The organism is Arthrobacter sp. 92, assembly GCF_050260325.1.
Lineage (GTDB): Bacteria > Actinomycetota > Actinomycetes > Actinomycetales > Micrococcaceae > Arthrobacter.
Genome location: NZ_CP189863.1, coordinates 834615 through 859430 on the forward strand (window position 1 = coordinate 834615; position 24816 = coordinate 859430).

Here is a 24816-nt window from a genome sequence, read left to right on the forward strand (position 1 = left end):
AAAACGGTGTGAAACGCGGCCAACCGGGGCCACCCGCGAGTTACAGCTCGGCCCCTCCGGCCAGGGAGCGCCAGAGGAAATGCTGGCTCCGGGACTGCAGGGCCGCTGCCTGCCGATTGTCGGAGGCTCCGGCATGACCGCCTTCGAGCGCCTCGTGAAACCACACATTGGGAATCCCCATGGCCTGCATGCGTGCGGCCATCTTGCGCGCCTGCACGGGGCCAACCCGGTCATCCGACGTCGCCGTCCAGATGAACGTTTCCGGGTAGTCCACGCCGTCGTGGAGCAGGTGGTAGGGCGAGAAGGTCCGGATGAATTCCCAATCCCCGGGGACATCGGGATCGCCGTATTCCCCAATCCATGAGTGTCCGGCTGACAGCTTGGTGTAGCGGCGCATGTCCAGCAGGGGCACGCCGCAGGATACGGCGCCGAACAGTTCCGGGTACGTGGTCAGCATGTTGCCCACGAGCAGCCCGCCATTGGATCCGCCCACGCAGCCGAGCCGCTGCCTGGACGTCACGCCGCGGGAAATGAGGTCCCTGGCCACGGCGGCGAAGTCCTCGTAGGCGCGGTGGCGCTTCTCCCGCAGCGCGGCCCGGTGCCACGATGGGCCGTACTCGCCGCCGCCGCGGATGTTGGCCACCACGAACACGCCACCGCGCGTGTGTGCCGGCCCGCCGGCCAACGCCGGAGACTCCTCGGTGCGGCGTTCCAGCCAGGCCCGCCCGATTGTGCCGCTGTAGGCGGGCGTGCGGGAAACCTCAAAACCCCCGTAACCGGACAACTGGGTGGGGTTCTGTCCGTCCAGCACCAGGTCCTTGGAAGCGACCTGAAAGTACGGGACCCGGGTGCCGTCGTCGGAAACGGCAAAATGCTGCTGCACTTCGTAGGCCGAGTCATTGAAGTACGACGGCGACGAGCGGATCACCTCGTGCGTGCTTTCGACGCCCGTTCCGGGCGAAGCGCGCCGCAGGGTGCCCCGGGTGAGGGTGCTGGGGGTGGTGAAACCGGTGGCTACCAGCCAAAAGTCATCGCCGGCAGCATCGGCCGCGTCCACAACCCCGTCGGCGGCCGTATCCTTATCGTCAGTAGTGTCCTCAGTAGCGATGTCGTCCTCGTCATCGACGGCATAGGCGGTGACGTCGTGCAGGGGCGGGCAGGCGTCCAGCAGGGTGGAGGCCCAGGCGGCATCCGTGCCGGGCGTCTCCGGATCGAGCACGCGGATCTCCGAGGACACGTCCCGGAGCAGGTTAAGGAGGAGGAAATTCCGCGTCCAGCTCCACGACTGAAGCGAGGTGTGGGCGTCCGGGCTGAACAAGATGGCGAACTCGCGCGAGCCGCCCATGTAGTCCTCGAACTTCGCCGCCAGCAACGATCCCGCGGCGTACGTGCTGCCGCCCACCGTCCACTCGCCCTGCGGCCTGAACAGGAGCCATTCGCGGTGCACGCTCAGGTTGACGTCGGTGGGGACATCAATGGTGGCCCAGCTGCCGTCCCGCAGCACGGAAGTGCTCTTGTTGAAGAAGCTGATCCAGTCCATGGCAAACGTTCGCTCGAAGCCTGGTGTGGAGTCATGGGCCACCATGGCCATCATGTGGTCTTCCGGGATTTCGAAAATCCGCTCCGCCTCGGCCAGGGACAAGCCGCGGGGGAGTTTCACGGCTGTGCGGGCATACGAGGACGCCGTCCGCGGCAGCTCGCCGGCCGTGGTTGACACCAGCAACGTGTCCGCATCCAGCCACGAGGTGTTGCCTTTCGCCGTCGGAAGATCAAAGCCTCCAGCCGCCGGGTCCACAAAAGAACGGGCTGCGACGTCGAACTCGCGGTACCGGTTGGCGTCGCCTCCGTCCGGGGAGAGGGCCACGAGCGCACGGCGGTAGGGCTCGCCCGCTGGCGGCCGGAGGAAGTTCGCGCCGTGGAACACCCATTCCTCGCCCTCGGCCGCGGCCAGCGCGTCCACATCGAGCAGCACGTCCCACTCGGGGGATCCGCTCCGGTAACTGTCCCAGGACGTCCGCCGCCACAGGCCCTTAGGGTTCTCCCGGTCCCGCCAGAAGTTGTAATACCAGTCCCCGTGCTTACTAACCATGGCGATCTTGTCGGTGGAGTCCAGCACCTCGAGGATTTGTCCCTCCAGCCGGGCATAGTCGGCGTCTTCGAGCAGGTCCTCGGTGCGGGCGTTCTGTTCGCGGACCCAGGCCAGCTGCTCCTCGCCGTGAATTTCCTCAAGCCAGATGTTTTCGTCGGTCGGTTCGGGCGCGGTCCCGTCCCGGGATTCGTCGCCGGACGCGGTGGGGTGGTGATCAGCTGCTGTGGTGGTCATGACTCATCCAAACAACATCTTCGCGCGGCTAGCAAGTCACATGCGGATACTCTGGAGGACGTGGGCACAACGCAAAGCATCCGGACGGCACTTATAGGGGCCGGACCCCGCGGCACCAGTGTCCTGGAACGCCTGCTGGCTCACTGGTCGCGCCTAAAGACGCAGGGCGGCTCGGCCTCGGGTTTCCACCCTTCGGCCACGCTCCACATCCACGTCATCGATCCTTACCCGCCTGGCCCGGGCCATGTATGGCAGCCCGGACAATCACGGCTATACCTGATGAACACGCAGTCGTTCTACCCGACCGTGATCCCCGAAGACCCGGAGCTGGTACCGCCGGTGGCCGGCCGCACCTTCGACCACTGGCGCACGCGGCAGCAGGAACAGCCCCTCGCCGGTCTGACCGCCGATGAGCGGGCGGAACTGGCCGCCCTCGGGTCACGCGATTTTCCCAGCCGCGCCCTTTACGGCCGCTACCTCAGCTCCACGCTCCAGGACTTGCTCGCGGCCAGCCCTGATGGCGTAACCGTGGACTTCCACCGCACCACCGCCACCGCTGCCCGCAGGGCAGGGAAGGGGGCGGCGGGGGAGGGGACGTTCGACGTCGACCTCGCGGACGGCGGCAGGCTCACCGTCGATTCCGTGGTCCTGGCGCTCGGTCACCTTGAGTCGAGGCTCAACGCCGAACAGCGGGAACTGCAGTCCGGCGCCGGGCGCCTCAAGCTCCTCTACCTGCCTCCGGCAGCCCCGGCCGACGTCGACTGGTCGGCGGTGCCGGCCGGGCAACCGGTTCTGGTGCGCGGAATGGGACTGAACTTCTTTGACGTCATGGGTCAGCTCACCGAAGGCCGCGGCGGCAAGTTCGTGGAAGCGGGCACCGGCGGCCGCGATGCAGCTGCCGCCGTCGCTGCCCTTCCGCCCGGGGGAAGCGCCCGCACGGCCGCCGGACGCAAGTCCGAACTAGAATACGTGCCCTCCGGCGACGAGCCGCTGATTATCGCGGCATCACGGCGGGGCACCCCGTACCGTGCCAAGGCCAACCTGTCCGGCTACTACGCCTCGGCCATCACCCTGCGGTACTTGACCGAGTCCGCCGTCGAACGTTTTGCTGCCACGGGGATCGTGCCGGGTTTCGACCACGACCTGTGGCCGCTGCTGCACCGGGATACCCTCTGGGCGTACTACTCCACCCTCGCCGGAACTGAGCCAGGCTCGGTCACCGACTCGGACGGCTTCCTGGCGTCGCTCCAGGACGCGCTGCATCCGCACGCCCACAGTGCCGCCAACTGGGAAGATGAGGCCAGGACGCTGATCGCCGCGCACGTCCGGCCGGACTGTCGCCTGGACCTGCTCGGCCTGGCCGCCCCTTTGGCCGGATGCTCCTTTGCCTCACGTGAGGACCTCGATGCCGCCGTCGTCGATTACCTTTTGGATGACGCCAGGCGATCCGCGCTGGGCGAATCCGATCCCGTAAAGATGGCCATCGGAGCACTGCACCACGGCAGGGCTGTGCTGAAGTCGGTGGTGGCCGATGGCGGCATCACCGATGAATCATGGGTGGCCGGGCTCCGCGGCTGGTTCGAATCGTTCGTCGAAGGGCTGGCCAGCGGGCCGCCGGCGCTGCGGGCTGAGCAGCTTGCCGCTTTGGCTCGTGCCGGCGTGGTCAGTTTTGTGGGGCCCGACCCGAAGTTTTGGCTTGACCGTAAGACTGGCCTGTTCAGCGCCGCATCGCCGTGGGTCCGAGGGGAAGCCGTCCAGGCCCGGAGCATGATCGAGGCGCTGGCCCCGGCCAACCGGGTGGGCGTCAACGTGTCCCCGTTGCTGGAACAGCTTCTGGCGGATGGACTGGTCAGGGCGCGGCTGATGATGACCGCGGAGGGCGTCCCCGTGGAAACAACGGGGCTCGATGTGCGGCCGCACCCTTACCGTCCGGTGGGCGCCAACGGATCCGTGACCGAGGGGATGTATGTCCTGGGGCTGCAGCTGTCAGCCGCCCAGTGGGGCACGGCGATTGCCGCCGAAGCGCGCCAACAGAGCGGCCCGGTGTATCGCAGTGGCCAGCGGACCCTCCGGGACGCCGACGAGATCGCCCGCGGCATCCTGGGCCTATAGGCGGCCGCACCAGCAGTGAGCATGCCCCTTGGCAGGGCGTGCGGGTGCGCATGTCTCCCCTTCGGCTGCACGCACCCACGAGTGGACATGCCCCGCGTTCGGGCTGAGCATTGGGCATATTGGGTAGATGTCCACTGCTGCAGTGTGGGGGAGGACATGTCCAGTCACTTGCCCGGCCACGAGGACCCCTGAAAAATGGACATGCCCTACCTTGGAGCCGTGCGGTGGACACTTGATGTGTATGTCCATTGGTGCCAGCCAGGGGAGGGCATGTCCGGTGGTGCCGGCCAGCGGAGGGCATGTCCGGTGGTGGTGGGCTGGGAAATGCGGACTAGGTAAGCAGCCCTTAGGCCTCTTCTGCCGCGTTGCCCTGGTTCGCGCCAGGTGCCTGGATCACCTTGAAGACTGCTCCCGTGGGGTCCGCCATGGTGGCCACGCGGCCAAACGGGCTGTCTTCGGCAGGGTGGACCACTGTGGCGCCCAGCTTGACGGCTTTGTCGACCACGGCGTCGGTGTTCTCGGCACCGAAGTAGATCACCCAGTTGGAGGGGACCTCCGCCGGCAGGAATGCGGAGGCATCCAGGATGCCGGCTTTGGCATCGTGTCCGGCGCCCAGGGTGGTGTACTTGAATTCCGGCGTGTCGCTCATGACGGTCGTCTCCCAGCCGAAGACCTCCCGGTAGAACGTCACCGCGGCGCCGTAGTTCTTGGCGTGCAGTTCGTGCCACACCGGTGCGCCCGGCTCGGCCACAATTTCGTAGCCCCTGTGCTCCCGCGGCTGCCAGATCCCCACCGCGGCGCCGGTCGCATCCGCGATGTAGGCCATGTGACCTTGTTCGGGAACGTCCATCGGTTCCATGTACACCTGGCCGCCGTGCTCCGCGGCGGCGGCGATGGTTGCCGCGGCGTCATCGGAGCGAAGATACGTGGACCACATGTCAGGCGTCGCTGCCTGAGCCTGTTGCTTCTGCATAATCCCCGCCACCGATTTGCCGTTCTTGGAGGCCGTGATATATCCGCCATATTTTTCCTGGTCGCCGGTTTCGAACGTCCAGCCGAAAAGATCCCCATAGAAGGTCTTGGCCTTTTCCGGGTCCGAGGTCATCAAATCGATCCAGCAGGGCGCGCCGGGGGCGATGTGGGGAGTGGGCATGGTTGGCTCCTGGGTCTGGGTGCCGCCCCCATGATGGTGACTCCGGGCCGGCTGGTCCTGTGGGTAATAAAGACAAGGCCGACCCTATGCCCGGGCGCTGACAGTTTTCAATGGGCCCACGGTCGCGGGGTTCTGACGCCGGCGCCCGCACCAATGCCACTACCGCTGATCCAGTCCGTGTTCAACTCCTGGCGCCGCGCAACGCCGGGAACCACTGCACGAAGCAGGGGGGAGGGGGTTCTTGAGAAGGGCAGGGGGCGGTTCCGTACTAGGCTTCACCTTGTGATCTCGAGCTCTGTCCCGGACCAGGGCACCGGCAGTCGGCGCGTTGGGCTTGCCGGCGTTGCGGGCATGATGGGGGCTGTTCTTTTCGTGACCCTCTTCATCGCCCAGACGTGGTTGCACCCCGGCTATTCCTGGACCGGCATGTTCGTCAGCGAATTGTCACTTGGCTCCCACGGCTGGATCCAGATCCTCAACTTCATGCTGACCGGAGCCTTGATGCTGGTGTTCGGTCGCGGACTCCGTCTCCACTTCCATGCCGGCGCGGCTTCCCGGACCGGACCGCTCCTTGTGCAGTGCATGGGGGTAAGCCTGATGGTATCCGGACCGTTTACCACCGATCCGTCGTCGATGTTCGACCAGACGAGTTTGCACGGTGTGGTGCATGGCATCTTCGGGGCACTCTTCTTCACGTTCGCCCCCCTAAGCTGCTTCGTCTTCTACCGGCGCTTCCGCACTGACCGGCTCTGGCGGCCTCTGGCTGGCTGGACGTTGGCCGCGGGTGTGGTCCTTAGCCTCGGGATCGGCCTGCTCAAGTTCAGCCAGCAGCCCGCGAGCGGGCTGTTCGAGTGGAAAGGCCTGGTGCAGCGCGTCCTCCTGGTCACGTTCATGGCCTGGATCTTCGTCTTCGCGGGCCGCCTGCGCCATGTCTATCGAAGTCGGGAACTGGGCGCGCAAACGCGATTGTAGAGCCGCGCGGTGAATATCGCCATGAACATTGGGGGCGGAGTCCCATATGTGTGCTCCGTGCTCGCCGCACCACCCCGGAGGTTCGCTGGAGAGCACCCTCACCGCAACGCAGCACACACTGGCCGCGGACTCGTCGTTGACGCAGTACCCGAAGTACCCGCGGCGTGATGGGGCCGGAGGGTCGGGCCAGTGGGACGATCGGCCACACCTGAAGACGGGCGAAACGAGTGAGGCCGGCCAAACCAACTTTTTCATTGGTTCAACCGGCCTCAAAGCCGCGCAAATTCCGCGTTCTCGCGGAAGGTAAGAGATTCGAACTCTTGGTACGGGGTTACCGCACACTGGTTTTCAAGACCAGCTCCTTCGGCCGCTCGGACAACCTTCCTTACCGAGTAGTGTTTCATAGGCAGTTGGCTGCGACAAAAACCGGCCCGTGTTTGCGGACGGCATGCGCTGCTGCACACTATTTTTTTGAGGCAGTAATCAGTGAGGAAACGGGAGTTCGCGATGAAGGCCGTCTACGTTAACAAGGCCGGCGGGCCGGAGGCACTGGAAATCCGTGAGGTCCCGGCTCCGGTTCCCGGTCCCGGGGAGGTACTGATCGACGTGGTCGCCGCCGGCCTCAACCGGGCGGACGTCCAGCAGCGGAGGGGCTTCTACCCGCCGCCACCCGGAGCCTCGGACATTCTGGGCCTGGAGGTGTCCGGCCGGATCGCGGGATTCGGTCCCGGGGTCTCCAAACCTTTTACGGTGGGCGACAAGGTTGTGGCGCTGCTGGCGGGGGGAGGGTACGCCCAACAGGTGGCCGTGCCGGCGGAACAGGTGTTGCGGATTCCCGACGGCGTGGACGTGGTGACCGCGGCCTCCTTGCCCGAAGTGGCAGCCACTGTCTATTCGAACCTCATCATGACAGCCCAACTGCAACCGGGCGAAACGGTGCTGATCCATGGTGCCACCGGGGGAATCGGCACCATGGCCATTCAGCTGGCCAAGGCGTTCGGAGCAACGGTTGCCGCCACCGCGGGAACGGATGAAAAGGTAGGCACCGCCAAAGCCTTCCTCGGGGCGGACATCGCCATCAACTACACGGCAGAGGACTTCCCGGAAAGCCTGCGCGCCCAAAACGGCGGCCACGGCGCTGACGTGATCCTCGACGTCGTGGGCGCCAAGTACCTGCAGCAGAACATGGACGCGCTCGCCGACTACGGGCGCCTCATCGTGATCGGGCTGCAGGGCGGGACCAAGGCGGAACTGGACCTGGGGCTGTTGCTCCGCAAGCGGGCCGCAATCATCGGCACGGCGCTGCGCCCCAGGCCGGTGGCAGAGAAGGGCGTGATCATGAACGCCGTGCGGGAGGCCGTGTGGCCGCTGGTGACAGACGGGCGTATCCGGCCCTTGGTCGCAAAGTCCTTTCCGCTGGACCAGGTGCAGGCGGCCCACGAGTACTTCGACTCGGGCGACCATGTGGGCAAGGTCCTGCTGGTGATGTAACTCGGGATGCCGATGAGGCCGAGGACACGATGGATACCGAGTATTGCCGATTCCAGCAAATCACGCTACTGTAATTCCATACGCGGTATGCACGCGTCTTGGGGGCGCGTGTATGCCGTCGTCTGACGACACCAGGGGGCAAGATGTCCATTCGCCATAGTCTCCTCGCCCTGCTCCATGACCAGCCGCGCTATGGCTACCAGCTCAGGGTGGAGTTCGAAGACCGCACCGGCTCTGCGTGGCCGCTGAACATCGGGCAGGTATACACCACCCTCGACAGGCTCGAACGTGACGGGCTGATCAGGAATAACGGCGGTGACGGCGAAGGCCACGTGGTTTACAGCATCACCGAAGCCGGCCGCGCTGAGGTTCAGCGGTGGTTCGAGGTTCCCGTGGCGCGCACCAATCCTCCCAGGAATGAACTCGCAATCAAGCTCGCCCTGGCTGTCACCCTGCCGGGCGTGGATGTTGGTGCCATTATCCAAGCCCAGCGGGCGGCGTCCATGAGAGCCCTTCAGGATTACACCAAGTCCAGGCGTGACGCCTCCTCCAACCCGCGTAGGGCAGACACCGCATGGCTGCTGGTGCTCGACTCGCTGATCTTCCAGACCGAGGCTGAGGTCCGCTGGCTGGATCTTTGCGAAGCGCGGATGGCGCAGTTGGCGAACACCGGCCCTTAGCCGCCCCCGCCGCCATTCGGCGCTGGTCTCCGACCGCTCGCCGAGGCGCCCGCGCTCCGAGTCCCAAACCCATGTCCCTGCGCACCCTCGATTGGTAGGGTGCCATGGGGTGGTTCACAATCAGTTGGGGTTCTCGAGGAGGAGACATGGGCAAAATGCCGGATGGAACAGCAGGCGCCGGAATAAGGGAAGAAGGGTCCGAAACGGATCCCGCCCTTCCACCCACTGCGGTGGACGAAACCGTACGGGAGGCCGAGGAGCGCAAGTGGACCCCGGCGAGGATCGCCCTCTGGGCTGCCATCGCAGTCCTGGGCGGCGTCGCGTGGTTCATGATCGCCCTCGTGCGGGGGGAGACCGTCAATGCCATCTGGTTCGTTTTCGCCTCCGTCTGCACCTACCTGATCGGCTACCGCTTCTACTCCAAGGTCATTGAACGGTATCTCCTCAAGCCCGATGACCGGCGGGCTACCCCTGCGGAGTACAAGGCCGACGGCAAGGACTACGTCCGCACGGACCGCAACGTCCTCTTCGGCCACCACTTTGCCGCCATCGCCGGGGCTGGTCCGCTCGTGGGACCGGTCATCGCGGCCCAGATGGGTTACCTTCCCGGCACTATCTGGATCATCATCGGCGTCGTCCTTGCCGGAGCTGTCCAGGATTATCTGGTGATGTTCTTCTCCATGCGCCGCGGCGGCCGCTCATTGGGTCAAATGGCGCGCGAGGAACTCGGCGTCATTGGCGGAACGGCAGCGCTGGTGGCAACCCTCCTGATCATGGTAATCATCGTTGCCATCCTGGCCCTCGTGGTGGTGAACGCCCTGGGCGAAAGCCCCTGGGGCGTGTTCTCCGTGGGTATGACCATCCCAATCGCGCTGTTTATGGGTGTCTACCTGCGTTTCCTCCGGCCTGGCAAGGTTATGGAAGTCTCCGTCATCGGATTTGTGCTGCTGATGGCGGCAATCATCGGCGGCGGGGCTGTGGCCGGTACCGAGTGGGGCGCGGCGTTCTTCCACCTGGACAAGGTCACCATCGCGTGGGGCCTGATCATCTACGGCTTCATCGCCGCGATACTGCCCGTCTGGCTGCTGCTGGCCCCGCGTGACTACCTCTCCACGTTTATGAAGATCGGCGTGATTGTCATGCTGGCACTTGCCATCATCGTGGTCCGTCCCGAAATCACGGTCCCGGCATTCAGTGAGTTCGCCGGCAAGGACAACGGCCCGGTCTTCTCGGGCGCGCTCTTCCCGTTCCTGTTCGTCACCATCGCGTGCGGCGCCCTCTCGGGGTTCCATGCACTGATTTCTTCCGGCACCACCCCCAAGCTCATTGAGAAGGAACGCCAAACCCGCTTCATCGGGTACGGGGGCATGCTCATGGAGTCCTTCGTGGCGATCATGGCGCTGGTGGCCGCAATCTCCATCGACCGCGGCATCTACTTCGCCATGAACGCCCCTGTTGCCCTCACCGGCGGAACTGTCGAAACGGCCGCCCAATGGGTCAACGGCCTGGGCCTGGCCAACGTGAACATCACCCCCGGGGACCTGGCACAGACAGCCAAGGACGTGGGGGAGCAGAGCATTATCTCCCGCTCAGGCGGCGCACCCACCCTGGCGGTGGGCCTGGCACACATCATGCAGCAGTTCATCGGCGGCACGGCCATGATGGCGTTCTGGTACCACTTCGCCATCATGTTCGAGGCACTGTTCATCCTGACCGCGGTCGACGCCGGAACGCGCGTCGCGCGCTTTATGCTGCAGGATTCCATCGGCAACTTCGTGCCGAAATTCAAGGAGGCCTCTTGGCGGCCTGGCGCATGGATCTGCACGGCGGTGATGGTGGCCGCCTGGGGCGCGGTGCTGCTGATGGGCGTAACCGATCCGCTGGGTGGCATCAACACCTTGTTCCCGCTGTTCGGCATCGCCAACCAGCTGCTGGCGGCGATCGCCCTGGCCGTCTGCATGGCCATTGCGGCCAAGCGGGCATCCTTCAAATACCTCTGGATTGTTGCGTTGCCGCTGGTGTTCGCCGCCGTGGTCACCATCACGGCCAGCTTCCAGAAGATCTTCTCCGCCACCCCCGCCGTGGGGTATTTCGCCAACAATGCCGCGTTCTCCAAGGCCCTCGCCGATGGCAAGACCTCCTTCGGCACCGCCAAGACCGTTGCGGCAATGGAGGCCGTGGTCCGAAACACCATGATTCAAGGATGGCTGTCGGTGATCTTCGTGGTCCTCAGCATCATCGTGATCATCACTGCGGTGGTGGCCACGGTGAAGGCCTTCCGAAACGCGTCACGGGGTATTCCGAACCTGGACAACGAGGATCCGCGCCGGGAGTCCCGTGTGTTCGCTCCGGCCGGACTGCTTCCCACCCAGGCTGAACGCCAACTGCTGGCCGAGTGGAACAAGCTTCCGGCTGACAAGCGCTTCGAGAAGGCCGGTCACCATTAATGCGGTGCGGCTCTTGAACGCCGTGCTGTTGGGAATCCGCCGGTTTGCCCGTCACGTGAACCTGTACCTCAGCGGCGTCATGGGGGCTGATGCCTACCGGAAGTACGTGGAGCACCACCGGGACTCCGGCCATCAGGGCGAGCACATGACCGAGCGGGAGTTCTGGCGCGACCGGACAGACCGGCAGGACAGCAACCCGCAGGGCCGGTGCTGCTGACTCGACCGCATCGCCGAGGGCGCCATGGGACGTTTCACACGTTCGGTGGCGCCTTCGGTTTTGTGGCGGCCTCGTCCAGCAATCCGCCGTACCCCCGTTCGGCGTCAAGGGCCTTAATGGACTGGCGCCGCGGCGGCTGGCACGTGAGAGTATGAACCCATGAGCGATCCCAACGACACTCAGCCCGCAGGCGAGACCCCGATGGAGGGCACTACGCTCCGCCCCGACACACCCTTCGCGACACCCGAGGCCAGCAAGGCCACCGAAGCTGGCGCGCGGCCAAAGGGCGGGCAGCTCCAAGACCTCGTGGACGAGCCGGCCAAGGTGATGCGGATCGGCACCATGATCAAGCAGTTGCTGGACGAAGTGAAGACCGCCCCCTTGGATGACGCGGCGCGCGGGCGTCTGGCTGCCATCCACGATCGTTCCATCAAGGAACTCGAGGACGGCCTGGCGCCCGAACTGGTGGCGGAGCTGGAGAGGCTCAGCCTTCCGTTCCCGGACAACACCACGCCTTCGGACGCGGAACTACGCATCGCCCAGGCCCAGCTGGTTGGATGGCTTGAAGGTCTCTTCCACGGGATACAGACCGCTATTGCGGCCCAACACGCGGCGCGGGACCACGCGGTGGCCCAGCTGCAGCTGCGCCAGCTTCCGCCCGGGACGGTGATCGCTCCCGGCGTCGTAATCGGGGAGAACGGCGAGCCCCAGCGGGCCCATGCACCCAGGCGCGGCGGTGAATCCGAGGGGGCCGACGTGGCGGACCACGGTCCAGGCCAGTACCTCTAGGGATAAGTGGCATTTTTTGCAGCAGCCCGGCAAGGGCGAAAAGACGACGCTGAACTCGGAAGAGGCCTGTGGCGCCGGGCGCACGACCGCTTCCACCGCGGACTGGACCGCTTCCATCAGGTGCTGGAGGGCGTGGAGGACGAGCAGCTCTATGCAGAGCTCGTGGACATCGCCAACGAGCTCGCCGGGCTGTCCGCCAGGGTCCGGAGCGTCTGCGTGGAGGCCCAGCGGCGTTCGCCCAGCGACGGCCTCGACATCCCCGGGGCGCTGGCGGGCGTCCACCGCTCCTTGTCCAAGGCCGGGAACTCTCTCGCGACAACGGCCGAAGCTGCAGCGATGTTGCGCCTCGCCGTCGGACCCGTGCCGGTGGGCGCTGCCTCCGTGCGCCGCCGCGCCGAGTCGGTCTTTGAGCAGGTGGCCGACGCCGAAAGGCGCCTCGCTGAGCCGCCCCGGGAATAGCGGCCGTCCCGTCCCGCCGCCCCGATGGCCTCGTGCAGCGTGGTTGGCGCACGGGCGCTATTCCCGGTTACGCGCCTAGCTTAGCCCTGCCATTGCAGTAGCGGGCAGGCGGGCTTCTTGGCAGGATGAAGCAATGACTTTTTCTCCGGAACTGACTTTCAATGACGGCAACACCATCCCCCAGCTCGGCTACGGGGTGTGGCAGGTTGAAGACGATGTAGCCGAAAAAGTAGTGGTCCAGGCGTTCGAAGCGGGGTTCCGCCACATCGACACCGCAAAGATCTATGGCAACGAGGCAGGCGTGGGCCGTGCGATCCAGCGCTCCGGCCTCACCGCCGATGAAATTTTCATTACCACCAAGTTGTGGAACGCCGACCAGGGCTACGAGTCCACGCTTGAGGCCTTCGAGGCGTCGATGGAACGCCTGGGGATCGAGACCTTGGACCTCTACCTGATTCACTGGCAGCAGCCCAAGCAGGACAAATATGTGGACACGTGGAAAGCGCTGATCGAGCTGCAGAAGCGTGGCCGGGTCAGGTCCATTGGTGTCTCCAACTTCACCACGGAAGGCCTGCAGCGGATTATCGACGAGACCGGCGTTGTTCCGGCCATCAACCAGGTGGAACTGCACCCGTTCTTTAACCAGGCCGAGCTGCGGGCGTTCAATGCGTCCAAGGGCATCCTGACCCAGGCCTGGTCCCCGCTGGGCCAGGGTGGCGAGCTCCTTGAGCACGCCACCATCGCCGACATCGCAGCCAAGCACAACGCCAGCCCCGCCCAGGTTGTCATCGCCTGGCACCTGGCTCTTGGCAACGTGGTGATTCCGAAGTCCGTGACGGAATCCCGTATTCGCGAGAACTACGCCGCGCTGGAGGTCACGCTGGACGGTTCGGACATCGAGGCCATCGACGGACTGGACCGCACTGCCGAAGGCGCCGGCCGCATCGGACCGGACCCGGCCGTTTCCGACTTCGCGTAGGCGGCGCATGGGTTCTGCCCGCCGCGGCAAAGCCTTGACAGTTGCTTGACAGTTGAGGGCCCTGCACTCGCCGAGTGCGGGGCCCTCCTTCTGCCCGCGTCCTCTCAGGCGGCCAGCCGGCCCTGCCGGACGGTGACGGCATCGACGAGGGCCCATCCGTCTTCGTCCAGGACCATCCGGCTGGCGAAGCGCTGAGCCTCAGCTTCGGTTTCGAACGCCTCGGTTCTAATGCGGCCGCCGTCGGAGTCGATGTATGTGACGTGAAACTCCACGTCACCGGAGTCCGCGCTGAAGGTATTGCGTCCCTGCGGATCCACCGGATTGCTGTTCGGGTTCTTCTCCATGAATCCAGTGTCCAACCGGGCCCTGACAATTAAGGATTCTCAGTCCGGCGTGTTGCGAAGACGCAGCAGCCGTTCCCTGGCCAGCACTTCGGCGCGGCGGCCCTTCTCGGCGGCACGGGATGCGAGCTGCATGTTGGCGGCCGCCGCCTCACGCCGCTTTCGGGCCCGCTCCAGCTCTTCGCCCACACGTTTCAGCCGGTCCCGGAGCCTGCGGTCTTCATTCTCCAAGGCCGTCATCGCGGACGAAGCTTCCTGGTATTCCTCTTCGTACTCCGCCACTGCGGCAGCGGCTGAACCCGCCGCCGCCTCGGCCGCGGCCACCCGCTCCACAGCTCGCTGGACGGCCGACGGCGTGGGGGCTGCCCGCTTTGTTCCTACGGCCTTCAGCCGGGGCTGGTCCGTCCGGTGCCCGGATTCCGGTTCGGGCGGCCCGGGTTCTGATTCGGGCTGCGCGGGTGCCGTCCCTGACTTCGCGGATGTACCACCAAGCTGCCCGGGTAGCGGCTGGTGGCCGGGGGGTCTGACGGCCTTCGCCGCCGAGGACACCCCGCCCAGCGCGGAGGGAACGGCCACAGCACCGGCAAGGTCCACCACATCCACACCGTCGGCCGACAACGAACGGAGCAGTTGCCCGCTCCGCACTGCGGCCGCGGCCCCTTCGTCCACTGTGGCGGCCCGCAGGGTCTGCTCAACCTCAGCCGCTAACGTGGCACTGATTCGGCGGCCCTGTTGCTCCGCGACGGCACGCACGGTGTCCATCACCGCGGCCAACAGCCGCCGCCGCTCCTGTCCGAGGACCCGCAAAGCCGCGGCATCCAGGCTGGCCTGCGCGCTGCGCATCTCGTGCCCGAGTTCAGTGAGCTGCCTTATGGCGTCCGGACGGTGTACGGCGAGCATGTTCACGGCCCAGGCAGCGGTTGAGGGCTTGGGGAGTCCGCGGATTTCGTCGGCAAACCCGCGGCCCGCCCCGGAAGCCGCGGACTTGGCCGCGGCCGTCCGGGACTTTACGAAGTCCTCCAGCGGCGCCGCATATAGACGCGCGGCAATGTCACCCAGGAGCTGCTTGTCCATGCGAGCATCATAGATTCCCCACCCAGTCCGCCACCAAGAGGGCGCACCAAGAAAGGCCCCGGCCCGGCCACAACCCCGGGTATTCACCGGTTGTGCTGATACTTTGGCGATGACGGGAAATATCGGCCCTGCACCCGCCTTCCGGGGCTGGCGGCCGAAGAGACCTTTTGGGATGCGGTCCGTTTACTGAAGGAAATGCTTAATGTTCGAAATTGCCGGGCTGCCCGCCCACATACTTCTCGTCCACGGCGTGGTTGTCCTGGCGCCCTTGGCTGGCCTTGGCGCCATCCTTTACGCCGCATGGGCGAGGGCACGGCAGTATCTGGCGTGGCCGCTGGGGGTGCTGTCGTTGGGGCTGGTTCCCTTGTCCCTCCTGACCGCCCAGGCCGGCGAACAACTGGAAAAAATCCGACCCGCCTCGGCGCTGGTCCACGAACACGCCGAACAAGGTGATGTGCTCAAATACGTTGCCGTGATCTTCTTCCTGGTGGTGGCGGCGATGCTGGTCATCACCTATGAGCCCGTCGGACGCCGGATCCGCTTTCTGGGCGGCCTGCGGGAGCATCGCGCCATTCACCTCATGGTGCTCGTTGCCGGCGTAGTCGTAGGCCTGTTGTTCCTCTACCAGAGCATCGTTACCGGCCACTCCGGGGCCGTGTCGGTATGGGCCCGCTAGGCAGCTGAGTTCTGCCACCGCGGCGTCCTGGGTCCTTATCCCCTTGCGGCGGCCGAGCCCGTGCCGGAGTCTGAGGTCATGCGGGTGAGGGCGGTATGACGGACAACCGTCACGGGGTTGCGCCCCTTCGGACCGGTGTGTGGCATTCGCGCCCGGCTGCCGACGCACTGGGGGCCTGGGCAGTTGATCCGCAAACGGGGTTGTCTGCGGAGGAAGCGGGCCGCCGGCTTGCGCGCGGTGGACCCAACGAACTCCGGACCGTGCCCGCGGTCCCGGTGTGGCGGAGGATTCTCTCCCAGTTCCGGGACCCGCTGATTTATCTCCTGGTGGCCGCTATCGCCATCTCCGTCGGCGCCTGGGTAGTCGAAGGCGCCACCGGGTTACCGGTGGACGCCGTGGTGATCGCCGCCGTCGTCCTGTTCAACGCAGCTCTTGGCTTTATCCAGGAAAACAAGGCCGAACGCGCCGTCGAGGCCCTGAGATCCATGACGGCGGCAAACTCCACCGTGCTGCGCAATGGCATTCTCACGACCGTCCCCTCAGCCGAACTGGTGTGCGGTGACATCCTGGTCCTGGCGGAGGGCGATTCCGTGGGCGCCGATGCTCGTCTGATCACGGCCAGCGCCCTGGCGGTTTCCGAGGCGTCCCTGACCGGAGAGAGCCAACCGGTGTACAAGAACCAGAGGACCCTGGGCCAGGACGTGCCGCTCGCCGACCGGCTGAACATGGTCTACAAGGGCACAACAGTCTCGCGGGGAGTGGCCCGGGCGGTAGTAACGGGCACGGCGATGGAGACCGAGGTGGGCGCCATCGCGGGACTCCTGGAGCGGACGGCGGCGGAGCCCACACCAATGCAGCGGGAGATCGCAGGTGTGAGCCGGCTGCTGGGCGCCACCGTTGTCATCATCGCAGTCGTGGTCATGGTGACCATGGTGGCTGCCTACGGGGTCTCCACCGTGGGCGATCTGGTGACGGTGCTCCTGCTGGGAGTTTCGCTCGCCGTCGCCGCTGTCCCGGAAGGCCTACCGGCGATCCTTTCGGTGGTGCTCGCCCTGGGGGTTCAGGGCATGGCCAAACGGAACGCCGTGGTGAAGCAGCTTCATGCGGTGGAGACCCTCGGCTCGGCGTCCGTGATAGCCGCGGACAAGACCGGGACGCTAACCCGGAACGAGATGACCGTGGCACGGATCATCACGGCGTCCGGGGAAGTGGAATTGACCGGCGTCGGATACCGTCCTGAAGGTCACGTCCATCAAGATGGACGTGAAATCACGGATCCGGCAGTACTGCACGAGGTGGGGCTGGTGCTCGCCGGCGGCGCGCTGGCCAGTAACGCGCAGCTGAGGGAGCACGACGGCGAGTGGGAAATTCAGGGTGATCCCACGGAGGCAGCCTTCCTCGTGGCCGCACGCAAGCTGGCGGGGGTGACCGAACGGGTGGGCGAATATGAACGGCACGGAGAAGTGCCCTTCACCTCGGAGCGAAAGCTCATGTCGGCGCTTGCACACCACCGGGAGCTGGGCACCCTGTCCCTGCTCACCAAGGGTGCCCCCGACGTCCTGCTGGAGCACTGCACCCGTCTTCAGCTGGGCGAAGGCGTTGTTCCCTTGGACCCGGACCGGAGGGCGCAGGCGCTCGCCGATATTGAGGCGCTCTCCGCCCAGGCGTTCAGGACGCTGGGGGTGGCCTACCGCCGGTTCGGGGACGAGGACCGGCACGAAACGGAGGTCCTGGACGAAGCGGATGAAAGCACCATGGTGTACATCGGGGTGGTGGGAATCATTGACCCGCCCCGGGCGGAGGCCGCCGCAGCGGTAGCTGAAGCGCAACGCGCCGGAATCAGGGTGCTCATGATTACCGGCGACCACCCGCTGAGCGCCGCGCGCATCGCCGTCGACCTGGGGATAGCGCGGGCGGGGGATAGGCCGGTCACCGGAGCCGAACTGGACTTACTGGACGACGGTGGATTGCGTACCGTGGTCAACTCAACCTCGGTATACGCCAGAGTGGCGCCGCAAAACAAGCTTCAGATCGTGGATGCCCTGCAGGCACAGGGAAACGTGGTGGCCATGACGGGCGATGGCGTCAACGACGCGCCGGCCCTGAAATCCGCGGATATCGGCATTGCCATGGGCATCACCGGGACCGAGGTGACTAAGGAGGCGGCGAAGATGATCCTTGTTGATGACAACTTCGCCACCATAGTCTCCGCAGTGCGCCAGGGGCGGGTCATCTTTGAGAACATCGAAAAATTCCTGCGCTACCTTCTTTCCTCCAATATGGGTGAGGTTTTCACGGTCTTTTTGGGCGTGGTTTTTGCTGGTGCGTTGGGCCTGCCCATGGCCGGCGGCGAAACCGTGGCTGTGCCGCTGCTGGCCACCCAGATCCTCTGGATCAATCTCGTCACGGATTCCGGGCCGGCCCTCGCCATGGGGGTGGACCCGGAGATCGACGACGTCATGGCGCGCAGGCCCCGCAAAGTGACGGATCGGATCATCGGGCGCCGGATGTGGCATGGCATCCTGTCGGTCGGTCTCGTGATGGCTTTGGCGACGCTGCTGAGCATCGATATCTTCCTCCCGGGAGGCCTCGTCGAGGACGACGGCGGCGGCTCGCTGGAATTGGCGCGAACCGCCGGATTCACCACGCTGGTTTTCGCCCAGCTGTTCAATGCCTTCAATTCCCGTTCGGAGACATCAAGCGCTTTTCACCGGCTGTTCGTGAACAGGTGGCTGTGGGGTGCCGTGGGTGTTGCGGCGCTGCTCCAGGTTGCCGTGGTGGAGCTCCCTGGGATGCAGGAGGCCTTCGGGACCACATCAATGGACGCCGCGCATTGGGGAGTGTGTGTGTTGCTGGCCTCGGCCGTGTTGTGGTTCGGGGAGCTACGGAAGTACTTTTGCCGGCGGCGGAACCTGGGGTGGTTCAGGCGTCGCGTGCCGGGCGGGGCGACTTCCGCACGGTGACCGCCAGAAGGACCAGGGCGAGGGCTTGCAGCACGGCCACCGCGGCGATCAGTAGGGGACGGGACCCGTAGAGCGCCCCGTAGAGCGCGCCCCCGGCCAAGGCCCCGCCTCCCTCGAATGCCGCGAACACCCCGTAGGCCGTTCCCTGCCGGGGTTCGGCCACCAGATCGGCAACCAGCGCCTTGACCGTGGAGTCCTGAATGCCGGTTGCGGCGCCCCAGATGAGGACGCCGGCCAGGACCGGCGCGGCCGTGGTGGAGAAGGCCAGCACCGGCACCATCGCCACAAGGAGCGGAAGGGCAAGCAGGATGGCTCCGCCCAGCCGGTCGTAGAGGTACCCGCTGGCCAACGCTCCCAGTGCTGCCGTGGCCATAGCCGCCGCGTAGATCAGCGGGACAAGCGACACCGGTGTGCCCACGTCGGCGCTTAAGTGGAAGGAGATCACCCCGAATGCCACCAGCCCGGCGCTCCACAGGAAAGCCGCCACCGCGAACAGGAGGAAGCTGGGCGGGAACCTGGCGGACCCCTTGGCTGCACGCGAAGCGTCAGCCCGGGGCGTCCCGCCGCCACGTTCAGGTTCACCCTCAGCGTCGCTTCCGGCGTCACGCCGGCCGCTGCCCGGATCCGGAACGTGCCGGCGCAACCAGAACAGCAACACCATCGCCGCTGCCCCGGGGACGGCCAGAACCGCGAAAGCGGGCCAGAGCGCGCCCGTGGCCGCGATCACCGCAGAGGCGATCAGGGGCCCGAGGAACGCGCCGGCGAGATCCAGCGACTTGTGCACGGCGAAACCGCGCCCGCGGCCTATCGGCTTGGCGACGGCGGCCAGGAGGACTGTCTTTGCCGGGCTCCGAACCGCCTTACCCACCCGATCGCCCACGATCAGCGTGGAGGCGAGGACCAGGCCGCTGGCGGCCAGGGCCGGTGCCAGCGCCAGCAGCGGAATGCAGAGCGCGGTCAGGGCATACCCGGCCAGGGTGAACGTCCAGTATTTTCCGGTGCGGTCGGCCCAGGGCCCGAACAGCACCCGCAGACCCTGGGCTGCAGCCTCGGCGCCTCCGGTGACTAGCCCAACCACGAGGGCGGAGGCGCCCAATTGGGCCAGGAGGGGACCGGCGAGGGGGCGGGCGCCGTCGGACACGGAGTCGATGGCGAGGCTGACCAGTCCGAATCCGACCACCGTGCTCCACGATGATCTACGCCTGGCCACCTCCGGAGGCTTCACCCCTCCAGCGTTCAGTAGCACTGGCAGGAATACAAGGTTTCCGTGGGCAAGAGACGCTCCACCCGAAGACGCGGCCTCACCCTGAACTGGCAGGGGACCCCTCGCAGCTGACGGGCGGAGAGAGGTTCTCAGGTCCTTTCGCCTCTGGGGGCCGCCGTCGCGCAGCGCCACACTGATGCCATGAGTAGTGTGCTGATTCCCCTGATCCAACGCAAGGTGGGCGCCAACCGGGCGCTGCATCCGGACTGTCTCTGGATCCGTCTGGTGCGCGGCGGGGCCGGGCTCGCCATGCTGGCCGCCCTGGCCCAGGAGATCTACGACGCGACGCAGCCGGGCAACTCCGTCGACGTCCCCCAACTCGTCTCCCAGTTCACGTTCCAGTCGAACCTCGTACTCGGCGTCGTGTTCCTTGTGTCCGCCGCGCGGGCGCGTGCGCGGCTGCCTCAGTGGTGGGATCACCTCTTCGGGGCCCTGGCGTTCTACCTGCTGATGACGGGCATTATCTACGTGGTGCTCGTGGCCCCGCCCGATGAGCCGTGGTGGACACTGGACATGTACTGGCCGTGGATGGTCACCCACCGCATGGCACCGCTGGTTGCGGTGCTCGACTGGCTCATCGTCACGCGCACCGTTCGTGGCCCATGGGCGCGGCCCCTGCTCTGGCTCTTCTATCCGGTCGCGTTCCTGATTTTCTCGTGGGTGCGCGGTGCTCTCGACGGCTGGTACCCCTACGACTTCCTCGATCCGAGGCTCGAAGGCGGCTGGCCGGCAGTGATTGCCACAACCGCCCAGGTGCTCGCCGCGTTCCTTGTGATGGGGGTGCTCGTGCACCTCGCCGGCAATGCACGGGTGGGCCTGGCTCGCGGACTCGGAAAGGAGCCCCATGCGTAATCGTCAGTCCCGGTGGATCCGACCCGGCGTCACGCCCGTGGCCATGCTCGCCCTGTTCCTCGCCCTCGCCGCGTGCTCTCAGCCCGCAGGCGGCACGTCGTCGTCGCGCGCGCCTTCATCCAGCACGGGCAACCCGGCCTGCGATCTCATCACCCCGGAGATTGCGGCAAAGGCCGGTTCGGGACTCGTGCCGGTGGGCCAGAACAGCCCGGCCAAGCCGCAGGGGAGCAAGGCCTACCTATGCACCTATTCGAGCAAGTCCAAAGATGCGGGTGCGACGTTCCTTTCGGTGGCCCTCACGTCTCCCGCATCGGCGGCGGACATTTCACGAGCGAAGTCGACGTCCGACTGCTCACCCGTCGCGGGGATCGGAGACTTCGCATGCCTGCAGTGGACGGGCTACTTCCGCGGTGAGGCCGGCGGCGCGTCCGCGAATGTCGTCCTGATCGCTGTCCGGGGCAACGAGACCCTTGAGATGCCCTACGTGGCCCCGCCGCCCATGGCCGGGTCCGGCGTCCCGGACGGCGACGCCATGGCCCGCGCGCTCTCGCAGGCAGCAGTGGACGCCGGCTGGGGCAACGGCACCGCGCTCGGCGTCCCCGCCGCTCCGCCAGTTGGTCCGCCGGCCACGACGAACAACGCGGTCTGCGCGCTGATCAGTCCCGATGAGGTCAGGCAGGCCTTCGGAGCGAAGACCCAACCGCAGATCCTCCCGGGCGAGGGCAGCTGCCGCTATACGTTCGGCGACTTGGGCACACCAGGCCCGGATTCCCTTGTCTTCTCGAGCGAGGTCCTCAAGGGTTCAGCGTCGGCGCTGTCCGCCCGTGGCATGCCCGGCGAGCCGCTCGACGGCGTCGGGGACAAGGCAGCCTTCATCATGAGAACCGAACCCGCGGGCCCGAAGTCCCTCCGTCCGGCCGGCGACGTGCCGGTCACGATCCTGTCCGTCATGGTGGTCAGGGGCCAGAACCTGGCGACATTCACGGCGCAGGTGCTGATCTCCCCGACGGGACCCACCACCGAGCAGACGAAGGATCAGCTCATCACCCTCGTGCGCGGCGTGTCGTTCTGACGCCGGGGAAGGTTCCTGAGCGTCGAAATCGAGCAGTGGCAAGGCATCCCCCGCCGCGCACCGTGGGCCTGCCGCTATCCCCAATGTCCGCCGTGGATGGGCCACGACCTTGCGCAGCAATGCCACCGAATCCAGTAAAAAACCCCGTATCGCCGCCAAATTGGTGACAATACGGGGTTCTTCCCGAGCTTCCTATCAGAATCGAACTGATGACCTTTTCATTACGAGTGAAACGCTCTACCGACTGAGCTAAGGAAGCACCGCACGAAACTTCCGGAAAAATCCGGGCGGTTCATGCAAGAGACAACTGTAATGGAGTCGCGGCGCCCGGGTCAAAATGAGCCGCGGATATGTGCCGGTAACACGCGTTTCAGCCCAGTACTGGGCCTGGACCCAGACAGTTCCCGCGGTCCGGCCTTACGCCGTTGGTTACTCCCGGACCATCCCCTCGCAACGCCGGACCGGGCGTTGGCGGGATGTTCACGTGGCGGTTCGCGCCGGTTCAGCTGCGCATCCCGGACGGGGTCGAAGCTGGAGGGAACCAGCGTGGCCGCGGGATAACGGCTTCGCGTCAACGAAGGGGATGGGCCATGACCGTGGGTAGCGGAACCGGCGGAACGCCGTATGAAACACCGGGGCGGACGCGGCACGAACCAGGGGTGTCACCCGGTCCCGAGACGGCGGCGGTGCCCGGGGTCCGCCTGGCGGTGCTTTCCATGGTGGGGACCACCGTGTACGACGGCGGCCTGCTGGACCGTGCCATGACGCGGACCCTCGCGGGACAGGGCGTGCCGGCCGGATCGGGACAGTCCGAGAATATGTTGCGGTACGCCAGGGATGCCGCGGGCACCTCGAAAATCTCCATGTTCAGGGAGCTTTTCGCCGATCCCGCGCGGGCCGCGGCGGCCAATCGGTTTTTTGAGGACAGCTGCGATGAACTCATAGCCGGCGGCATCGTCCGCCCTGTTCCCGGTGCCGAGGACTCCATCGGATGGCTTCGTGACGCGGGGTTCAAAATCTGCCTCGCTACAGGTTTTGGACGTCATACCCAGAACGTGGTGCTGGAAAGCCTGGGATGGATGGGGCTGGCGGATCTGAGCCTGTGCCCGGCGGACGCGGGGCGCGGGCGCCCGTATCCGGACATGATCCTCACCGCCGTGCTGGCCCTCGACGTCGACGACGTCCGTCAGGTGGCGGTGGTGGGCGACTCCAGCGCGGACATCATTTCGGGCCTTCGCGCCGGGGCCACGACGGTGGCCGGCGTCCTCACCGGCGCCCATCCGGAGGCGGTGTTGCGCGAAGCCGGTGCCACCGCCGTCGTGCCTTCCATCCGGGACCTCCCGGCGCTACTGGAACGGCGGGTACTGCCCTAGCAGACCGTGTTGTCGGCCGGTGGCTTGCCGTTCAGAAGATAACCATCCACGGCCTGGGTGACGCAGCTGTTGGAACGCCCGTAAGCGGTGTGGCCTTCACCCTTCCAGGTAAGCAGTGACGCGTTGCCCAGTTGCTTGCGCAGTGCGCCGGCCCATTCCACCGGGGTGGCGGGGTCGCCGGTTGTCCCCACCACAACAATGGGGGACTTGCCGGAGTAGTTCACCGGGGCCGGGGTGCGGACGTTTTTGTACGGCCAGTCCTTGCAGTTGGTCCCGCCATAGGCGAAGAAGTAGCCGAACGTGGGGGAGTCCAGGCGCAACTGCTGCTCCTCGGCGCGCATGCCCGCAGTGTCGGTGACCATGGGGTAGTCCAGGCAGTTGATCGCGGTAAACGCAAAGCCGCTGTTGGACGTGTACGTGCCGTTTGGATCCCGGTCGGCGCCGAAATCGGCCAGGCGCAGCATCGGCGTGGGGTCACCCTTGATGGCCGAGTCCAGTGCCTGGGTCAGCAACGGCCAGTTGTCATTGTTGTACAGCGGGAGAATGAGGCCGCTGACAAAGGTGGAACCAGTGACCAGGCGGCCGTCCTGGGCGCGCTGGGGATTCGCGTCCACAGTTTGGATGACCTCGCGGATCTGCTGGATGCCGGCGTCCACTGAGCCCTTCAGCGGGCATCCGCTGTCTTTTTGGCATTTCTCCACATAGGCGCGGATGGCTTTCTCAAAAGCCTTGGCTTGCCCGCTGGTGAGCTCCTCGTTGCTCAGGGAAGGGTCCAGGGCTCCGTCCAGGACCATCCGGCCCACGTTGTCCGGGAACAATGAGGCGTACGTGGAGCCAAGGAACGTGCCGTAAGAGTAACCAAGGTAGTTGAGCTTGGCGTCGTTGACCACGGCGCGGAGGATGTCCAGGTCCTTGGCGGCGCTGACTGTGTCGATGTGGCCGAGCACGGGACCGGTGTTCTCCGCGCACTTTGCCGCCGTGGCCTTGTTATCCGCCAGTGCCGCCTCAAGGCCGGCATCGGTGCTCAGGTTGTAGTTCTTGGCCCGGGACTCGTCGCGCTCTTTATCGGTGAGGCACTTGACCGGGGCGGAACGCTTCACGCCGCGCGGATCAAACCCCACCAGGTCATAGCTGGCCCGCACCTCTTCGGACACGTTGGTGGCGCCGGCGTCCTTGACGAAGTCATACCCGGAACCGCCGGGACCTCCCGGGTTCACCAGCAGGCTGCCCTTCTTGCTTCCCGAGGCGGGCATCTTGAGAGCCGCGATTTCGATGCTGCCGCCATCAGGTTTGCTGTAGTCCAAGGGCACCTTGACCTTGGCGCACTGGAACTTACTCTCGCATGCGGTCCAGGAAACCTTCTGGGTGTAGAACTGCTTCAGCTCGGCCGGCGCGGCAGCGGCTATGGAAGGGTCGGCACTGCCGGTGTTCCCGCTGCCCTTGGTCTCGCCGCCTCCGCCGGTGCCGAGCAGGCTGCAGCCCGTGAGAACCAGCATCAGTGCGATGGAGCCGGCTGCTGCCTTAATCGCGGTCGCCCGGGACCGTAGTGGCAGGCGTCGGGCAGGCTTCATGCTGGGCT

At 66.0% G+C, this 24816-nt stretch carries 20 protein-coding genes and 2 tRNA genes; 14 read left to right on the forward strand and 8 right to left on the reverse strand.

What is annotated here, in order from left to right:
• Positions 1-40: 40 nt before the first annotated feature.
• Complete coding sequence (locus tag ACP4XC_RS03905; RefSeq protein WP_427173572.1) at positions 41-2323, reverse strand: prolyl oligopeptidase family serine peptidase; 2283 nt, start codon at positions 2321-2323, stop codon at positions 41-43.
• 60 nt (positions 2324-2383) lie between these two features.
• On the opposite strand from ACP4XC_RS03905, the gene ACP4XC_RS03910 reads away from it, so the two are divergent.
• Positions 2384-4435 (forward strand): FAD/NAD(P)-binding protein, encoded by a 2052-nt coding sequence (locus ACP4XC_RS03910; RefSeq protein WP_427173573.1) that lies wholly within the window; start codon positions 2384-2386, stop codon positions 4433-4435.
• Positions 4436-4781: 346 nt separating this feature from the next.
• On the opposite strand, the gene ACP4XC_RS03915 is transcribed toward ACP4XC_RS03910, so the two are convergent.
• Complete coding sequence (locus ACP4XC_RS03915) at positions 4782-5588, reverse strand: VOC family protein (protein WP_427173574.1); 807 nt, start codon at positions 5586-5588, stop codon at positions 4782-4784.
• A 354-nt stretch (positions 5589-5942) separates the two neighbouring features.
• On the opposite strand from ACP4XC_RS03915, the gene ACP4XC_RS03920 reads away from it, so the two are divergent.
• Entirely contained in the window at positions 5943-6560 is a 618-nt protein-coding gene (locus tag ACP4XC_RS03920) for a DUF998 domain-containing protein (protein ID WP_427175001.1), read from the forward strand.
• Positions 6561-6857: 297 nt separating this feature from the next.
• Here the strand turns inward: ACP4XC_RS03920 and ACP4XC_RS03925 are convergent.
• Positions 6858-6945 (reverse strand) — tRNA-Ser (locus ACP4XC_RS03925).
• A gap of 122 nt (positions 6946-7067) precedes the next feature.
• On the opposite strand from ACP4XC_RS03925, the gene ACP4XC_RS03930 reads away from it, so the two are divergent.
• From ACP4XC_RS03930 to ACP4XC_RS03960, 7 genes are all read left to right on the forward strand, one after another.
• Entirely contained in the window at positions 7068-8051 is a 984-nt protein-coding gene (locus tag ACP4XC_RS03930; protein ID WP_427175002.1) for an NAD(P)H-quinone oxidoreductase, read from the forward strand.
• A 143-nt stretch (positions 8052-8194) separates the two neighbouring features.
• Positions 8195-8731, forward strand: coding sequence for a PadR family transcriptional regulator (locus ACP4XC_RS03935; RefSeq protein WP_427173575.1), 537 nt, complete (start codon positions 8195-8197; stop codon positions 8729-8731).
• A 146-nt stretch (positions 8732-8877) separates the two neighbouring features.
• Complete coding sequence (locus tag ACP4XC_RS03940; protein WP_427173576.1) at positions 8878-11178, forward strand: carbon starvation CstA family protein; 2301 nt, start codon at positions 8878-8880, stop codon at positions 11176-11178.
• A gap of 13 nt (positions 11179-11191) precedes the next feature.
• Complete coding sequence (locus tag ACP4XC_RS03945; RefSeq protein WP_427175003.1) at positions 11192-11395, forward strand: YbdD/YjiX family protein; 204 nt, start codon at positions 11192-11194, stop codon at positions 11393-11395.
• Between the two features lie 159 nt (positions 11396-11554).
• Complete coding sequence (locus ACP4XC_RS03950; RefSeq protein WP_427173577.1) at positions 11555-12184, forward strand: bacterial proteasome activator family protein; 630 nt, start codon at positions 11555-11557, stop codon at positions 12182-12184.
• A 6-nt stretch (positions 12185-12190) separates the two neighbouring features.
• Entirely contained in the window at positions 12191-12643 is a 453-nt protein-coding gene (locus ACP4XC_RS03955; RefSeq protein ID WP_427173578.1) for a hypothetical protein, read from the forward strand.
• Positions 12644-12776: 133 nt separating this feature from the next.
• Positions 12777-13622 carry an aldo/keto reductase gene (locus ACP4XC_RS03960; protein ID WP_427173579.1) on the forward strand — a complete coding sequence of 282 codons (846 nt, stop codon included), beginning with the start codon at positions 12777-12779 and terminating at the stop codon, positions 13620-13622.
• Between the two features lie 104 nt (positions 13623-13726).
• On the opposite strand, the gene ACP4XC_RS03965 is transcribed toward ACP4XC_RS03960, so the two are convergent.
• Both ACP4XC_RS03965 and ACP4XC_RS03970 read right to left on the reverse strand, forming a co-directional pair.
• Positions 13727-13966, reverse strand: a complete 240-nt coding sequence (locus ACP4XC_RS03965; RefSeq protein WP_427173580.1) for a hypothetical protein — start codon at positions 13964-13966, stop codon at positions 13727-13729.
• 39 nt (positions 13967-14005) lie between these two features.
• Positions 14006-15037 (reverse strand): hypothetical protein, encoded by a 1032-nt coding sequence (locus tag ACP4XC_RS03970; RefSeq protein WP_427173581.1) that lies wholly within the window; start codon positions 15035-15037, stop codon positions 14006-14008.
• Between the two features lie 202 nt (positions 15038-15239).
• Between ACP4XC_RS03970 and ACP4XC_RS03975 the strand changes: the two genes are divergently transcribed.
• Entirely contained in the window at positions 15240-15713 is a 474-nt protein-coding gene (locus ACP4XC_RS03975) for a hypothetical protein (RefSeq protein ID WP_427173582.1), read from the forward strand.
• 95 nt (positions 15714-15808) lie between these two features.
• Complete coding sequence (locus ACP4XC_RS03980; RefSeq protein WP_427173583.1) at positions 15809-18676, forward strand: cation-translocating P-type ATPase; 2868 nt, start codon at positions 15809-15811, stop codon at positions 18674-18676.
• On the opposite strand, the gene ACP4XC_RS03985 is transcribed toward ACP4XC_RS03980, so the two are convergent.
• Positions 18636-19886, reverse strand: a complete 1251-nt coding sequence (locus ACP4XC_RS03985) for an MFS transporter (protein WP_427173584.1) — start codon at positions 19884-19886, stop codon at positions 18636-18638. The genes ACP4XC_RS03980 and ACP4XC_RS03985 overlap by 41 nt on opposite strands.
• 195 nt (positions 19887-20081) lie before the next feature.
• Here ACP4XC_RS03985 and ACP4XC_RS03990 point away from each other — a divergent pair, with 195 nt between their 5' ends.
• The gene (locus ACP4XC_RS03990) at positions 20082-20792 is read left to right on the forward strand and encodes a Pr6Pr family membrane protein (RefSeq protein WP_427173585.1); all 711 of its coding nucleotides are present in this window, start codon (positions 20082-20084) and stop codon (positions 20790-20792) included.
• The gene (locus ACP4XC_RS03995; protein ID WP_427173586.1) at positions 20785-21864 is read left to right on the forward strand and encodes a hypothetical protein; all 1080 of its coding nucleotides are present in this window, start codon (positions 20785-20787) and stop codon (positions 21862-21864) included. Before ACP4XC_RS03990 ends, ACP4XC_RS03995 begins: the two co-directional genes overlap by 8 nt.
• A 186-nt stretch (positions 21865-22050) precedes the next feature.
• Here the strand turns inward: ACP4XC_RS03995 and ACP4XC_RS04000 are convergent.
• A tRNA-Thr gene (locus ACP4XC_RS04000) sits at positions 22051-22123 on the reverse strand.
• Positions 22124-22580: 457 nt separating this feature from the next.
• Here ACP4XC_RS04000 and ACP4XC_RS04005 point away from each other — a divergent pair.
• Complete coding sequence (locus tag ACP4XC_RS04005) at positions 22581-23237, forward strand: HAD family hydrolase (protein ID WP_427175004.1); 657 nt, start codon at positions 22581-22583, stop codon at positions 23235-23237.
• Here ACP4XC_RS04005 and ACP4XC_RS04010 read toward each other — a convergent pair.
• Complete coding sequence (locus ACP4XC_RS04010) at positions 23234-24808, reverse strand: alpha/beta hydrolase (RefSeq protein ID WP_427173587.1); 1575 nt, start codon at positions 24806-24808, stop codon at positions 23234-23236. The two genes, ACP4XC_RS04005 and ACP4XC_RS04010, sit on opposite strands and share 4 nt — an antisense overlap.
• Positions 24809-24816: the final 8 nt, after the last annotated feature.